14 protein-coding genes are annotated in these 13,840 nt (G+C 64.7%); 1 reads left to right on the forward strand and 13 read right to left on the reverse strand.

Annotated elements, in window-relative coordinates:
* Positions 1 to 164 precede the first annotated feature (164 nt).
* Genes LRP30_RS39780 through LRP30_RS39790 form a run of 3 tightly spaced genes read right to left on the reverse strand, consistent with a single transcriptional unit; the run spans position 165 to position 2,770 of the window.
* Positions 165 to 578: a Rieske (2Fe-2S) protein gene (locus LRP30_RS39780; RefSeq protein ID WP_128936751.1), complete on the reverse strand. Its 414-nt coding sequence runs from the start codon at positions 576 to 578 to the stop codon at positions 165 to 167.
* Positions 578 to 1,687 carry an amidohydrolase family protein gene (locus LRP30_RS39785; protein ID WP_249758320.1) on the reverse strand — a complete coding sequence of 370 codons (1,110 nt, stop codon included), beginning with the start codon at positions 1,685 to 1,687 and terminating at the stop codon, positions 578 to 580. The genes LRP30_RS39780 and LRP30_RS39785 overlap by 1 nt, the downstream gene beginning before the upstream one ends.
* A gap of 24 nt (positions 1,688 to 1,711) precedes the next feature.
* Positions 1,712 to 2,770, reverse strand: coding sequence for an amidohydrolase family protein (locus LRP30_RS39790; protein WP_128957241.1), 1,059 nt, complete (start codon positions 2,768 to 2,770; stop codon positions 1,712 to 1,714).
* Positions 2,771 to 2,914: 144 nt separating this feature from the next.
* Between LRP30_RS39790 and LRP30_RS39795 the strand changes: the two genes are divergently transcribed.
* A complete protein-coding gene (locus LRP30_RS39795; RefSeq protein WP_128942421.1) occupies positions 2,915 to 3,397 on the forward strand; it encodes a CinA family protein in 483 nt (160 codons plus the stop codon).
* Between the two features lie 184 nt (positions 3,398 to 3,581).
* On the opposite strand, the gene LRP30_RS39800 is transcribed toward LRP30_RS39795, so the two are convergent.
* The 10 genes from LRP30_RS39800 to LRP30_RS39845 all read right to left on the reverse strand — a co-directional run bounded on the left by LRP30_RS39800 (position 3,582) and on the right by LRP30_RS39845 (position 13,827).
* Positions 3,582 to 3,848, reverse strand: a complete 267-nt coding sequence (locus tag LRP30_RS39800; protein WP_244551202.1) for a DUF1488 family protein — start codon at positions 3,846 to 3,848, stop codon at positions 3,582 to 3,584.
* Between the two features lie 177 nt (positions 3,849 to 4,025).
* On the reverse strand, positions 4,026 to 4,637 hold the full coding sequence (locus tag LRP30_RS39805) for a tetratricopeptide repeat protein (RefSeq protein WP_249758321.1): 612 nt from the start codon (positions 4,635 to 4,637) through the stop codon (positions 4,026 to 4,028).
* Positions 4,638 to 4,791: 154 nt separating this feature from the next.
* Positions 4,792 to 6,261, reverse strand: a complete 1,470-nt coding sequence (locus tag LRP30_RS39810; protein ID WP_164939786.1) for an AMP nucleosidase — start codon at positions 6,259 to 6,261, stop codon at positions 4,792 to 4,794.
* Between the two features lie 161 nt (positions 6,262 to 6,422).
* A complete protein-coding gene (locus LRP30_RS39815) occupies positions 6,423 to 7,757 on the reverse strand; it encodes an HlyD family type I secretion periplasmic adaptor subunit (RefSeq protein ID WP_249758322.1) in 1,335 nt (444 codons plus the stop codon).
* Complete coding sequence (locus tag LRP30_RS39820) at positions 7,754 to 9,502, reverse strand: type I secretion system permease/ATPase (RefSeq protein ID WP_091890656.1); 1,749 nt, start codon at positions 9,500 to 9,502, stop codon at positions 7,754 to 7,756. The genes LRP30_RS39815 and LRP30_RS39820 overlap by 4 nt, the downstream gene beginning before the upstream one ends.
* A gap of 254 nt (positions 9,503 to 9,756) precedes the next feature.
* Entirely contained in the window at positions 9,757 to 10,026 is a 270-nt protein-coding gene (locus LRP30_RS39825) for a GlsB/YeaQ/YmgE family stress response membrane protein (protein ID WP_091890659.1), read from the reverse strand.
* A 159-nt stretch (positions 10,027 to 10,185) separates the two neighbouring features.
* Complete coding sequence (locus tag LRP30_RS39830; protein WP_249758323.1) at positions 10,186 to 11,163, reverse strand: ABC transporter ATP-binding protein; 978 nt, start codon at positions 11,161 to 11,163, stop codon at positions 10,186 to 10,188.
* Complete coding sequence (locus tag LRP30_RS39835) at positions 11,160 to 12,575, reverse strand: amidase (RefSeq protein ID WP_249758324.1); 1,416 nt, start codon at positions 12,573 to 12,575, stop codon at positions 11,160 to 11,162. Before LRP30_RS39835 ends, LRP30_RS39830 begins: the two co-directional genes overlap by 4 nt.
* Positions 12,572 to 12,769: a hypothetical protein gene (locus tag LRP30_RS39840; protein WP_091890669.1), complete on the reverse strand. Its 198-nt coding sequence runs from the start codon at positions 12,767 to 12,769 to the stop codon at positions 12,572 to 12,574. The genes LRP30_RS39835 and LRP30_RS39840 overlap by 4 nt, the downstream gene beginning before the upstream one ends.
* Positions 12,766 to 13,827 (reverse strand): oligopeptide/dipeptide ABC transporter ATP-binding protein, encoded by a 1,062-nt coding sequence (locus LRP30_RS39845; RefSeq protein ID WP_249758325.1) that lies wholly within the window; start codon positions 13,825 to 13,827, stop codon positions 12,766 to 12,768. The genes LRP30_RS39840 and LRP30_RS39845 overlap by 4 nt, the downstream gene beginning before the upstream one ends.
* Between the last annotated feature and the right edge of the window lie 13 nt (positions 13,828 to 13,840).

Below are 13,840 nucleotides of genomic sequence, written 5' to 3' on the forward strand. Positions count from 1 at the left end.
CTTCGCCTCTCCCCGCTTGCGGGGAGAGGCCGGAATGCGCGCAAAGCGCGGATTCCGGGTGAGGGGGACTCTCCGCGAGTCCAACTCTCACCGTCCCTGCGGAGACTCCCCTCACCCCAACCCTCTCCCCGCAAGCGGGGCGAGGGAGGGTATTGACGCTGAGACTACAGCTCCACCACCACGTAGTCGCTCTCGATCCTGACCGGGATCGTCTCGGCGACATAGGGCCCCTTCACCACGCTGGCGCCCGGTTCGACATTGGCCGGATAGGCCTTCACGCGGAAGCGGCGGGGGTCGCAATAGGATTGGCCGGTGCGGATGTCGAACTCCCAGCCGTGCCAGGGGCAGCGGATGATCTCGCCGAGTTTCGTATATTCGATCTCGCCTGGATCCTTCGATTGCGCGAGGCCGATCAGCGGGCCCTCGCACAACGCCGCGCCCTGATGCGGGCAGCGGTTCATCAGGCCGAAATATTCGCCCTTGATGTTGAAGATCGCGATCGGCCGGCCGTCGATCTCGAGGAATTTTCGCGTGCCCGGCGGAAGTTCGTCGACCGCGGCAATCACATGACGCGCCATCAAGCCAGTCCGTAGAGCTTGCGCGCATTGCCGAAATAGAACGCCTCGCGATTGGTCTCGCTGACGCCGGCCGGCAGCACGCGTGAGGGCTCGTCATAGTCCCAATGCGGATAGTCGGTTGCGAACAAGAGCCGGTCCCAACCGACCCAGTTGATGACGTCGAACAGATCCTCGCGCCGCTCCGGGTCTTCCATCGGCTGCGTGGTCCACCACACCTGCTCGCGGATATATTCCGACGGCGGCCGCTTCACATGCGGCACCTCGCTGCGCAGCCGCTGCCAGGCCTTGTCGAGCCGCCACGCCAGCGACGGCGCCCAGCCGAAGCCGGCTTCGATCATCACCATCTTCAGTTTCGGGAAGCGCGCGAACACGCCCTCCAACACGAGGCTCGCGAGCGCCGATTGCTGGCACTGCGAGTGCCCCACCATCTCCTCGATGTAGTAGGACGGCCAGCCCGACGGCGTGATTGGATTGCCGCCGAAGCCGAAGGCGTGCACGCCGACGGGAAGGCCGGCCTCTTCCGCGGCTTGATAGATCGGCCAATAACGGCGCTGGCCGAGCGGCTCGACATTGCGGCTGAGCAGCAGCACTTGGACGAAGTTCTTGTCGCCGGCACGCTCGCGGATTTCGGCGGCGGCCGACAGCCCGTCCTCATTGCCGACGACGATGGACGCCTTCAGCCGCTTGTCCTTGCTGGTCCATTTGTCGATCTGCCAGTCGTTGATCGCCGAGCACAGAGCGGCCGAGAGCTCATGATTGCGGATACCCTGCCCGGTGTTGAGCGGATTGAGCACCCCAAGCTGCACGTTGTTGGGATCGAGCAGCTGCTTCTGCATGAAGGAGAGGGAGGAACCTTGCGGCCCGCCTTCCGGCGGATAGGCGTCGCGGCGCGAGGCGTTGGGCTGGGCCTTCGGATAGGGCGGGCCTTCCATCATGCCCTGATAGGCATGGACGCCGTAGATATCGAGGTGATGCTGCCAGCGTTTGGCGAGGTAGGGATAGAGCTCGGTGCGGGTGGCGCGGGCCGGATGGATGTCGCAATCCGCGATCGCGGTTTTCGCAGTCAGTGGGGAAGCAGCTTCGGAGCTCTCGCGGAACTGGATATTCATCGCCTTGCCTCCTTTGGCAGCGGGCTAAGTCAGGCGGGGATAGGTCGCATGCGGATTGTCGATCATGATCTTGTGCACGAGATCGGGGGACAGACCTTCGGGCAGCGCGTCCTGGCCGTCGAACTGCCAGTGCGGATAGTCCGTGGAGAATAGGACCAATTCGTCCGACTGCATATGATCAAACAGGCGAATTAATGTCTCAGGTTCCGGCGGCGCATCAAATGGCTGTAACGAGAAGCGGATGTTGCTGCGCACAATCTCCAGCGGCGCGCGATCGACCCACGGCGTCTCCATCCGCACCCCGCGCCAGAACTTGTGCAGGCGCCAGAGATAGGGCGCGATCCAGGAGACGCCGGACTCCAGCATCACCATTTTCAGCCGCGGATATTTTGCGAACACGCCCTCGACGATCAGGCTGGTGAGCTGGGTCTGGAACGCCTGGGCCTGACCGACATAATCCTCGATGTGATAAGAGCCCCACCCCACGGCGGTGGGCGGATTGTGGTAGGCGGAACCGGCATGGATGCCGATCGGTAATTCCAGACTTTCCGCGGCTGCATAGATCGGCCACAGCGCGCGCTTGCCGAGCGGCGTGTCGCCCATGACCAGCATGAGCACCTGCACGAAGCGGCGATCCTGCGCGCAGCGCTCGATCTCGGCGACGGCCTTCTCGACGCTTTGCGTGGGAATCACAATCGAGCCGCGCAGCCGCGGATCGCGATCGAGCCATTCCTTCACGAGCCAGTCGTTCAGCGCGCGGCAGAAGGCCGCCTGCATGTCCTCGGAGAACACCATCTGCACGGCGTAGAGCGGATTGCAGATCGCGAGCTTGAGCTGGAAAGGATCGAGCACATGACGCTGCATGTCCTCCAGGCTTTCGCCGGGTTTTCCGTTCTCGGGGCGCCAATCGGGCCGCGCCACGATCGGCGAGTTCTTCGGATAGGATTGCGAGACGAGATCGACCATGCCGCGCGTCGTCACCTGATCGCGCCAATAATCGTTCAGGTACGGCAGCAGGCTGGTCAGATGCGGCACGGCGGGATGCACGTCGCAATCCACCCCGCCGGCGATCAGGGACGCCATCACGTTTCCCTTCTCACGTTTCCACGCATGTCTCTTCTTGTACCCGCCATTCAAGCAGGCCTGCCCGCCGCCCGCAACTCGGCCAAGGCTTCCGTCATATGCTAGGAAGGCTGAGCACAGTTGCGAGGATCAGAGGTGAAGGACATGAAAGAACTCGTCGGCATTGCGGAACAGGTCGCGGCCAAGCTGATCGCGCGAAAACAGACCATTGCGGTGGCAGAATCCTCGGCCGGTGGCCTGATCTCGGCCAGTCTGCTCGCCGTGCCCGGCGCGTCCGCCTATTTCCTCGGTGGCGCCGTGGTCTACACCCGCGACGCCAGGCGTGTGCTGATGGATATTTCGGACGACGGCATGAAGGGCTTTCGATCCTCATCGGAGCCCTATGCGAAGCTGCTTGCTGAGCGGATGCGAACGCGCTTCGGATGCGACTGGGGCCTGTCCGAAACCGGAGCCGCCGGCCCCACCGGCAACCGCTACGGCGACGCCGCCGGCCATAGCTGCATGGCGGTGGCGGGTCCTGCGGCCGAGGTGATGACGCTGGAGACGGGCAGCAATGACCGGCTTGCCAACATGCAGGTGTTCGCGGCGACGGCGCTGAAATTGTTGCTGAAGAAGCTGGAAGAGTAGCAGGCCGTTTGCGTCGATGGACCGGCCGCGCCTCATCTCCGGTGTCGTCCTGGCGAAAGCCAGGACCCATTACCCCGAATGAGAGTTGTGCGGATGGCGGAGCCACAGCTTCTTCAAACAATATAAGCCGGTGGCAATGGGTCCTGGCCTTCGCCAGGACGACATTGATGGCGCGTTGTGCGCCTTACCGCCCCAAATGCCGCATAAAGATCCGCACCACATAGCCCTGAAACCTCGGCGCTTCGTCGTAGAGGTCTGACGCGATCCGCTCGATGGTCTCGCGCAGGGACAGGAACTGCGCCTGACGTGCGCTGCTTTCGGTGCCCTGCATTCCCGCGAGCTCGTCCATCGCGGCGTCGCTGATCTGGCACTGCACCACATCGCCGTCGTTCAGCATGGTGAAGCGAAAGGCCAGCCGTTCGAGGTCATGGCCAATGATCTTGTCGCGCATGAGTGGCATCAAGTCGTCCCGGTCGAGCCCCCGCGCCGACAATGCTGAAAATTTCTTCGCTTGTCACTATTTGTAGGGTGGGTTAGCCAACGGCGTAACCCACCTATTGTCGCAATAGTGGATTGCGCCGAGCGGACTGCGCTTCGTACAGCCGCGGGCCTGACCCACCCTGCGTTCTCAGTAAACGAGGGCCGCGCCCGTGGGTTTTTCCAGCGCGTTCGCCAGAGACTTGTACTCCTCGCAATCGGTCCCGCAGATCGCGGCGATGCGGTTCAGGTGAAACATTGCCTGCTCGCGGTTGCCCTGCTCGAGCTGCCAAAGCCCATAATACTGCCAGGTCAGCACGTGATTCGGATCGGCTTTCAACGCGCGCTCGTACCAAATCTGCGACTGCTTGTAGTCGCCGAGCTTGCGATATGAGTAACCGATGAGATTGGCGACGTTCGGATGATCGTCGTGGCCGAGCGCCTTCAATTGCTCGATCGCGACCGCATAATCGTTGCGCTCGTAGATCGTGTCATAGGCCGTGCGGTAACCGGCCGCGAATGCGGGATCACCGATGCTGGACTGGTTGTTCGGCTTCTTGCCTTTCTGGGTTGCCTTTGGGTTGGAGCGTTTCGGGTAGGTGGGCTGCACTTTCTGATCCGAATAGGCGCCCGCATAGGGATCCGTGGAGCTGGTGCCACCACCTCCACCGCCTCCTCCACCGCCCGCGGCCAATACCGGCGAAGCGAACAGCGCCGCTGCGAACGTTCCCAGCACGACGACTCTGATCATTGCTGTGATCATTGCTGTCTCCTGCTTCTGACTACGCGGCCCCGGATGACGTGATAACCCTGCTATGGCGGCGATATTCCGGGATGATTGCGTTCTCACGGCGACGCCGGCCTCGGGCGTGCGACAGTCTTGCTGCCAGATCCTGCCGGCAAGCGGGACGGACGCGCTACTGAAACGCGACCTCGGCAAAGCTCCTCAGCTTTCGCGAATGCAGCCGCTCCGATTCCTGCTGTTTCAGCCGCTCCAGCGCCTTCAGACCGATCTCGAGGTGTTGTCCGACGCGGCGGCGATAGAACTCGCTGGCCATGCCGGCGAGCTTGATCTCGCCATGCAGCGGCTTGTCGGAGACGCAGAGGAGCGTGCCGTAGGGGACGCGGAAGCGGTAGCCGTTGGCGGCAATCGCGGCCGATTCCATGTCGAGCGCGACCGCTCGGGATTGCGACAAGCGGCGGATCACGGCCGGCCCGGAGATCTCCCAGTTGCGGTTGTCGACGCTCGCGACGGTGCCGGTGCGCATTAGGCGCTTCAGTTCAAAACCTTCCAGGCCGGTGACGTCCTCGACCGCCTCCTCGAGCGCAACCTGCATCTCGGCCAGCGCCGGGATCGGTACCCACAGCGGCAGCTCGCGGTCGAGCACGTGATCCTCGCGCACGTAGCCGTGGGCGAGCACGTAGTCGCCGAGCCGCTGCGTGTTGCGCAAGCCGGCGCAATGGCCGAGCATCAGCCAGGCATGCGGCCGCAGCACGGCGACATGGTCGGTGACGTTGCGCGCGTTGGATGGACCGGTGCCGATATTGATCAGGGTGATGCCGCGATAGTCGGGTGCGACCAGGTGGAAGGCCGGCATCTGCGGTGCGCGCACGGGCGCCATTCCGCTGATGGCGCCGCCATTGCACGTGATCACATTGCCGGGCGCGACGAAGGCATCGAGACCAGCCTCGCCGGATTGAAGCCGCTGCTGGCAGAGCTGCGCAAAGGCGTCAACATAGAACTGGTAGTTGGTGAAGATCACGAAGTTCTGGAAATATTCGGGATCCGTGCCGGTGTAGTGGTAAAGCCGACGCAGCGAGTAGTCGACGCGGGCCGCGCGGAACAAGGATAGCGGCTCGGGCGCGCCGGGTTGAAGCTCGAAGGTGCCGTCGGCGATCGAATCGTCCATCGTGGCGAGATCAGGCACGTCGAACGCATCGCGCAGCGATCGCGTGATGGCGGAGCTCTCGCTGGTGGTGATGGCGGCCTCGATGTTGATGTCGCGGCGATAGGCGAAGTGGATCGGGATCGGCTCAGTGGACTCGCCGATCTCGACGGGCACCGCGTGGTTCTGGATCAGGAGCCCGATCTGCTCGGTGAGATAGGCACGGAACAGATCCGGCCGCGTCACGCTGGTCTCGTGCACGCCGGGGCCATGGACGAAACCGTAGGACAAGCGCGAGTCCAGCCGCGCATGCGTCGCGGTGGTGAGACGGACGAATGGATAGTAAGCGCGAACCCGCGTCGTGACCGTTTCGCCGCCAACGTAAGCCTCGAACCGATCGCGCAGGAATTTTGTGTTGCGCTCATAAATCTCTTCGAGCCGTGCGACCGCGAGGCCGGCGTCGGAGAAGGATTCGGTGGCGATGGAGGGTGGGGATTGCATGGTCGACCGCCGGGTTGCTGTTTGCAATCGCAGTATAGCAAACTGACAGCCAAGTCGTCATTGCGAGCGCAGCGAAGCAATCCAGAAATCTCTCCGCTGAGGCAGACTGGATTGCTTCGCTGCGCTCGCAATGACGCTGGGAGATGCCGCGCTTTCGTGCGTCACTTCTCCCGGAACGCGCGCATCAGCTGGTCGTGCAGCGGCTTCATCAGATAGGACAGCATGGTGCGGTCGCCGGTCTGGACGAAGGCTTCCACGGGCATGCCCGGAATCATCTTGACGTCGCCGAGGCGGGCGACCTCTTCGGCCGGCATCGAGACGCGGATGGTGTAATAGCTCTGGCCGGTGCGCTGGTCGGTGGTGACGTCGGGCGACACGCGGCTGACGACGCCGTTGAGCTCGGGCGTGGTGCGCTGGTTGAAGGCGGACAGGCGCAACAACGTCTTCTGGCCGATCTGGAGCTTGTCGATGTCGACCGGGTTGACCTTGGCCTCGACCTGGAGATCGTCGGCCTGCGGCACGATCAGCATCAGGGCATCACCGGCGGTGACGACGCCGCCGACAGTGTGCACCGTCGATTGCAGCACCATGCCGTCCTGCGGCGCGCGGATGTCGACACGGCGGAGCTGGTCTTCGGCGGCGACCTTGCGCTCGATCAGCTCGCCGATCTTGTCGTTGGTCTCGCGCAGGTCCTTGGACACCTCGCTGACCACGTCCTTGTCGATCTGGATGATCTGGAGCTCGGTCTCGGTGATCTTGCCCTTGGCCTGGGCGCGCGAGGCGATGTACTGCGCGCGCTCGCCGTTGAGACGCGCCGAGTCGCGTTCGAGCTGGGTCAGGCGCGAGATCTGCACCAGGCGCTTGTCGTAGAGGTCGCGCACGCCGGTGAGCTCGTTCTGCACCAGCGCGATCTCCTGGTCCTTGGCTTTCTCCTGGGCGCTGAGACCTGCGATTTCCTCGTTGAGCTGGGTGATGCGCTCGCGCAGCTGCGCTTTCTGCCCGGTGCGACCGTTGACACGGACGTCGAACAGCTTGGTTTCGGCAGAGAGCAGCACCCTGACGTCAGGATCGTCGGCCCGCTCGATGAGGCTTTGCGGGAATTCGATCTTGTCGACACCGCGCTGCTCGGCCTGGAGCCGAGCCGCGCGCGCCTGCGCGGCATCGAGATTCTTGGTGACGATGGCAAGGTTGGCCTTTGTGACGGTGTCGTCGAGCCGCACCACGATGTCGCCGGCCTTGACCACGTCGCCATCGCGGGCGCGCACCTCGCCGACCACGCCGCCGGTCGGATGCTGCACTTTCTTGACGTTGGATTCGACCACGATCTGCCCCGGCGCGATCAGCGCGCCCGAGATCAGCACCGTCGAGGCCCAGCCGCCAAAACCGACGACCAGGACCAGCACGATCCCAAGCCCGAGCACCAGGTGAAACTTGATCGAATCGCGCACGGTCTTCTTTGCGGCAGGCTTCGGGCCGCCGATCGCCAACGTGCTCATGGCTTGGGTACTCCACCTTCGCTCACGATCTTGATCGGCGCCGGCGGCGTCACGCGCGGCTGGAGCACCTGGGCGAGCACCTGCTCCTTGGGACCGAAAGTCTGCATGCGGCCGTCACGCAGCACCAGGATCTGGTCGACCGCCTCAACCCCGATCGGCCGGTGCGCCACCACGACGACGATGGCGCCGCGCTCGCGCGCCGAGCGGATGGCGCGGGTCAGCGCCTCATCGCCTTCAGTGTCCAAATTGGAGTTGGGCTCGTCGAGTACGATCAGGAACGGATTGCCGTAGAGTGCGCGCGCCAGCGCAACGCGCTGCGCCTGGCCTGCGGAGAGCGCGGCGCCCTGCTCGCCGACTTGCGTGTTGTAGCCCTCGCGCATCTTGATGATCATCTCGTGCACGCCGGCCTCCTTGGCCGCGGCGATGATCGCGTCGGAGGTGGCCTCGGGATCGAACCGGCTGATGTTCTGCGCGATGGTGCCGCCGAACAATTCGACGTCCTGCGGCAGATAGCCGATGTGACGGCCGAGCACGTCGGACGACCATTGGTCGAGCGCCGCGCCGTCGATCCGCACCTTGCCGCGCACCGGCTGCCAGACGCCGACCAGCGCGCGGATCAGCGACGACTTGCCCGAGCCGCTCGGCCCGATCACGCCAAGGCCGTTGCCGGCGGTGAGCGCGAAGGTGATGTCCTGGACGATGAGGCGCTGGTCGCCGGGCGGCACCATGGCGACGCCTTCGACCGAGAGCCGGCTGGTGGGTGCCTGCAATTGGGTCGGCATCGCCTGCGCCGGCATCTGCTCGAGGAGCCGCGTGAGACGCTGCCAGCTCTGGCGGGCCGCGACGAAGGATTTCCAGTGCGCAATCGCCAGATCGACCGGCGCGAGCGCGCGGGCGGAGAGGATCGAGCCGGCGATGATGATGCCGGCGGTCGCCTCCTGATGGATGACGAGATAGGCACCAACCGCGAGCACGGCCGATTGCAGCATCATGCGCAGCACCTTTGCGACCGCGCCGAGACCGCCGGCGACGTCGCTCGCGCGCTGATTGCCGGCCAGATATTTTTCGTTGGCCTCGCTCCAGCGCTGGTTCATGCGGCTGGCCATGCCCATGGACACCATGACTTCGGCGTTGCGGCGGCTGGCCTGGGCGAGATCATTGCGCTGGGCGGCAAGCCCCATCGCCTCCTTCGCCGGCTGGCGGGACATGAATTCGGTGACCAGCGTCAGACCGACCAGGATGATGGCGCCGACCAGCGCGGTGACGCCGATCAGGACGTGGAAGGCGAAGCAGATGGCGAGATAGAGCGGCAGCCAGGGCAGGTCGAAAAACGCGCTTGGGCCCATGCCGCCGAGGAAGGAACGGACATTGTCGAGGTCGCGCAGCGGCTGGAGGCCCTCGTTGCGGCTGCCGACCAGCAGCGGCAGTCGCACGATGGTGTCGAACACGCGCTTGTTGAGGGCCTCGTCGAGCGAAGTGCCGATCCGCCCCAGAATGCGGTTGCGGATCATGTCGAGCACGCCCTGCGCCATGTAGAGGAAGCTGGCGAGGATGATCAGGCCGACCAGGGTCGGGATGCTGCGGCTCGGCAGCACCCGGTCGTAGACCTCCAGCATGAAGATCGACCCGGTCAGGTAGAGCAGGTTGATCATGCAGCTCATCAAGCCGACGCCGACGAACGCCATGCGACAAGCGCGCAAGGCGTCACCGAGCTCTGAACGGCGGACGCCAGGGATGGCTGCCATCAGTCTGATCTCTTTCGGGTGAGGGGCAATGCCCCTGATTTCAAAGGCGATTCAGGGTACTCGCCTCGGATTAACATCTGTTTTCCGGCCGTCAACGCAGTCGAATTAATCCGGGGCCCTGATGGGCCACATCTACCCCTGATAGACTTCCGCGCAAGTCCGGAATTTCACAGGCTTGCGGCTTTTTCTTGTAGGCTTTCAGGCTCTTCCCCGGAAAAGGGAGAGGCCGCAAGCTCCGATCTGCCGAACGCCGGCTAGAACCGGCCCCCGCCGCGCACCAGCCGTACCACCAGAAGCAGAATGACGGCACCAATGGCGGAATAGACGATCTCGGAGACGAGCCCGGTGCCGAGGCGAATGCCGAGCTTTGGGAACAAGAGGCTTGCCACCAGGGCCCCGGCGATGCCGATCACGATGTCGCCGATGATGCCGAACCCGGCGCCCCTCACGATCTTTCCGGCCAGCCAGCCGGCGACCAGGCCGACGAACAGGATGACGAGCAGGCCTTCGTTGGAAATGTACATAAGTGAGGTCCCTCTGGCGTGAATGGCCGCATGGAACCGGAATCGGGATGAATGGGGTCTGAATGGCGTTCGTGGCTGGCCGGTTGCGGCAGTGCAGACAAAAAATGTCGAAAACAACCCCATGCACAGTAGAGCAGGCCCTGGCCGGTGCGCTCAGTATTACGACAATGCGGTGACCTGCTCCGCCAGCACGCACCTCGCCGCCCGGCCCGGTCCCACCTCCACATTCGCAGGCAACTGCTCCAGGCAGCGCGGCTCGGCGAACTTGCAGCGGGGAGCGAAGGAGCAGTTGTGGGGTTTTTCGGCCAGCGAGGGCGGGGTGCCGGGAATGGTTTCGAGCCGCTGCCCGCGCTTGGCGCCGTGGATGGTGGAGGCAAGCAGGCCCTTGGCATAGGGATGCACCGGCGAACGGACGATGTCGCGCAGGCTCCCCTGCTCCACGATCTGGCCGGCATACATCACCGCGACGCGGTCGCAGATCTCGATGGCAACGCCGATGTCATGGGTGACGAAGATGACGGACATGCCGAACTCGCGCTGCAGCTCCCGCAGCAGCAAGAGGATCTGGATCTGCACGGTGGCATCGAGCGCGGTGGTTGGCTCGTCCGCGAGCAATATCTTGGGACGGCAGGCCAGTGCGAGCGCGATCATCGCGCGCTGGCGCATGCCGCCGGACATCTCGTGTGGATAGGCATCGAGCCGGCGCTTGGCCGAGGGGATGCGCACGACCTCGAGCATGTCGAGCGCCCTCGCCCGCCCTTCCGCAAAACTCCTGCCTTCGTGGCGCACCACGCTCTCGGCAATCTGCGCACCGATGGTGTAGACCGGATCGAGCGCGAGCGCGGGCTCCTGGAAGATCATCGAGACGGTCTGGCCGCGGAACGACGAGAGCTCCTCGTCGTTCATGGCGAGCACGTCGCGGCCCAGCACGTTGACCGTGCCCGAAATCTGCGTGCGCTTCTTCGGCAGCAGCCGCATCAGCGCACGCAACGTCACGCTCTTGCCCGAGCCGGACTCGCCGAGCAGGCCCAGCACCTCACTGTTGCCGAGCGAGAGGCTGAGATCGTTCACGGCATAGACCGTGCGCTCGCCGGTGAAGCGGATGTTGAGGCCTGAGATCTCGACGAGCTTTGTCATGACGGCAGTTTCGGCAATCGATCGTGGTAGTCGGTGACGCGCTGGAACGCGGCGCCGATCGTGAGCAGGGTGGCTTCATCGAAGGAGCGGCCGATCAGCTGCATGCCTACAGGCAGGCCGCTTCTGGTGAAGCCGGACGGCACCGTGAGCGACGGCAGGCCGAGGAAATTCACCGGGCGGGTGAACAGCGTCAGCCGCTGCAACAGCGCCGGCGCGTTCGGACCGCCGCCGACATCGCTTTCCTCGATCGTCGGCGCCGGCACCGGGGAAGCCGGCGCGATCACTGCATCGACACCCGCGGTGGCCGCGTTGTGCGCAGCGAGTGCCGGGCCGCGCCAGCGCATCGCCTCGAGATAGGTGATGGCGGGAACGGCGAGCCCGTTCTGAAGCCGCATCAGGACCTGCGCGCTGTAATCCTGCGGACGCTCGATCATCCAGCGTTTGTGGAAGGCGGCGGCTTCAGCCGCGAGCACGAGCTGGCTCGCCGAGGACAATTGCCGCTGATCCGGCAGCTCGACCGCGACGATGTCGGCGCCCTCGCGCTTGAGCACGGCGATGGTTTCGTCCAGCACCCGCGCGACCTCGCTGTCGAGATCGTCGACATAGAAGGACGCGGGCACCCCCACCTTCAGGCCCTTCAGCGAGCCCTTGGTCGCGGCGACATAGTCCGACAGCGGCTCGTGGCTACAGGTCGAATCTGCGGGGTCCGCACCGGCGATCAGCGCCAGCAGCAGCGCGCAGTCCTCGGCGGTGCGGGCGAGCGGGCCGACCGTGTCGAGCGATTGCGACAGCGGCATCGCGCCGGCGCGGCTGACCCGGCCGACGGTGGTCTTGAGACCCGTGACGCCGCAGAAATGCGCGGGCATGCGGATCGAGCCGCCGGTGTCCGAGCCGAGCGCCGCATAGGTCAGTCGCGCCGCAACCGCCGAACCGGAGCCGGACGACGAGCCGCCGGTAATGTGGGCCACGTTCCAGGGATTGCGCACCGGGCCGTAATGAGCGTTGTGCCCGGTCGGGCCATAGGCGAACTCGGCGAGATGCAGCGTGCCGAGCCGGACCTGCCCGGCATCCTTCAGCCGCTGCAAGGCGGTGGAGGTCACGGTCGGCACGTAGTCGCGGCGGATCAGCGAGCCGCAGGTCGCGACCTTGCCGGCGTCGTAATACATGTCCTTGTGCGCGAGCGGCACACCGTGCAGCGGACCACGAACATTGCCCCTGGCGAGCTCGGCGTCGGCGGTCTCGGCCGCCTTGAGCGCGGCCTCCGCTTCAATCGACATGAAGGCATTGAGATGCGGCTGCCACTGCGCGATGCGATGCAACAGCGCGCGCGTCACCTCATGCGAGGACAACTGCTTCATCGCGATCGCACGCGCGACCTCGGTGAGCGTCATCAAGGCAGGCTCGGTGCTCATTTCGACACCTTCTGCGTCTGCGCGATCGGATAGAGCGCAGGCTCGAGGTCGAACGGCAGCGTGCCGGCAATGGCCGCAAAGCCTTCGAAGGCCGGGCCAATGGAATTGGAGATGCGCGTCGCAATCTCGTCATCCACGGGGACGCCGGCGATCTGCGCCATCGGCTTGATCTCTTTCGGTGTCGGTCTCGTCATGCGGTCTTCTCCCTGGGCGCACGGCTATGGCCTGAACCCGGAATCGCCATGTAGCACGCGGCCTCGTGGCCCATATTATCGAGCGCAGTGAGCTTTGGTGTCGCATTTGCGCAGAGCGGCTCCGCAAACGGACATCGGGTGTGGAAGCGGCAGCCCGAGGGCGGATCGATCGGATTGGGCGGATCGCCCGTGATCGGCGGCGTCTCGGTGCGGTTATCAGGGTCGGACGATGGCATCGCCGCCAGCAGCGCGCGCGTATAGGGATGCGCCGGCTGGTCCCAGACCTGGTCGACCGGGCCGAGCTCGACCACCTCGCCGAGATACATCACCAGCACGCGGTCGCTGATGTAGCGCACGACGTTGAGATCGTGGCTGATGAAGAGATAGGTCAGGCCGAACTCGCGCTTGAGATCGGCGAGCAGATTGAGCACCTGCGCCTCGACGGATTTGTCGAGCGCGGAGACGGCTTCGTCCAGGATCACCAGTCGCGGCGACAGCGCCAGGGCTCGCGCGATGTTGACGCGCTGGCGCTGGCCGCCGGAGATCTCGTGCGGATAGCGGCTGGCGAAGTTTTCCGGGCGCAGGCCGACCTTGCCGAGCAGCTCGCGCGCCAGATTGCGTGCCGCGCCGTCGGCCATGCCGTGGACCTTGGGGCCGAAGGCGATGGATTCCTCGATCGTGAGGCGCGGATTGAGCGAGGCGTAGGAATCCTGAAACACCATCTGCATGCCGCGGCGAAGCTCGCGCAAGCTTAGCGACTGGCCCACGGTCATGCCGTCATAGATGACGTCGCCGGTATCGCGCGGCATCAGATGCATCAAGAGCCGCGCGGTAGTCGACTTGCCGCAGCCGGATTCGCCGACGATGCCGACGGTCTCGCCCTTGGCAACAGAGAAGGAGACGTTGTCGACAGCGCGCACGGTGCGCTTCGCGGCGAACAGCCCGCCGCGTACGGGGAAATGTTTTGTCAGGCCATTGACCTGAAGCAGCGGCTGCGCGACGCCGCCGCGGTCTTCGACTTGCTCCAGCATTTCGACGGATGTGTTACTCTCGCTCATGGCCGCGGTCCTC

It is taken from the genome of Bradyrhizobium sp. C-145, assembly GCF_023375135.1.
In the GTDB taxonomy this organism is placed as follows: domain Bacteria; phylum Pseudomonadota; class Alphaproteobacteria; order Rhizobiales; family Xanthobacteraceae; genus Bradyrhizobium; species Bradyrhizobium zhanjiangense.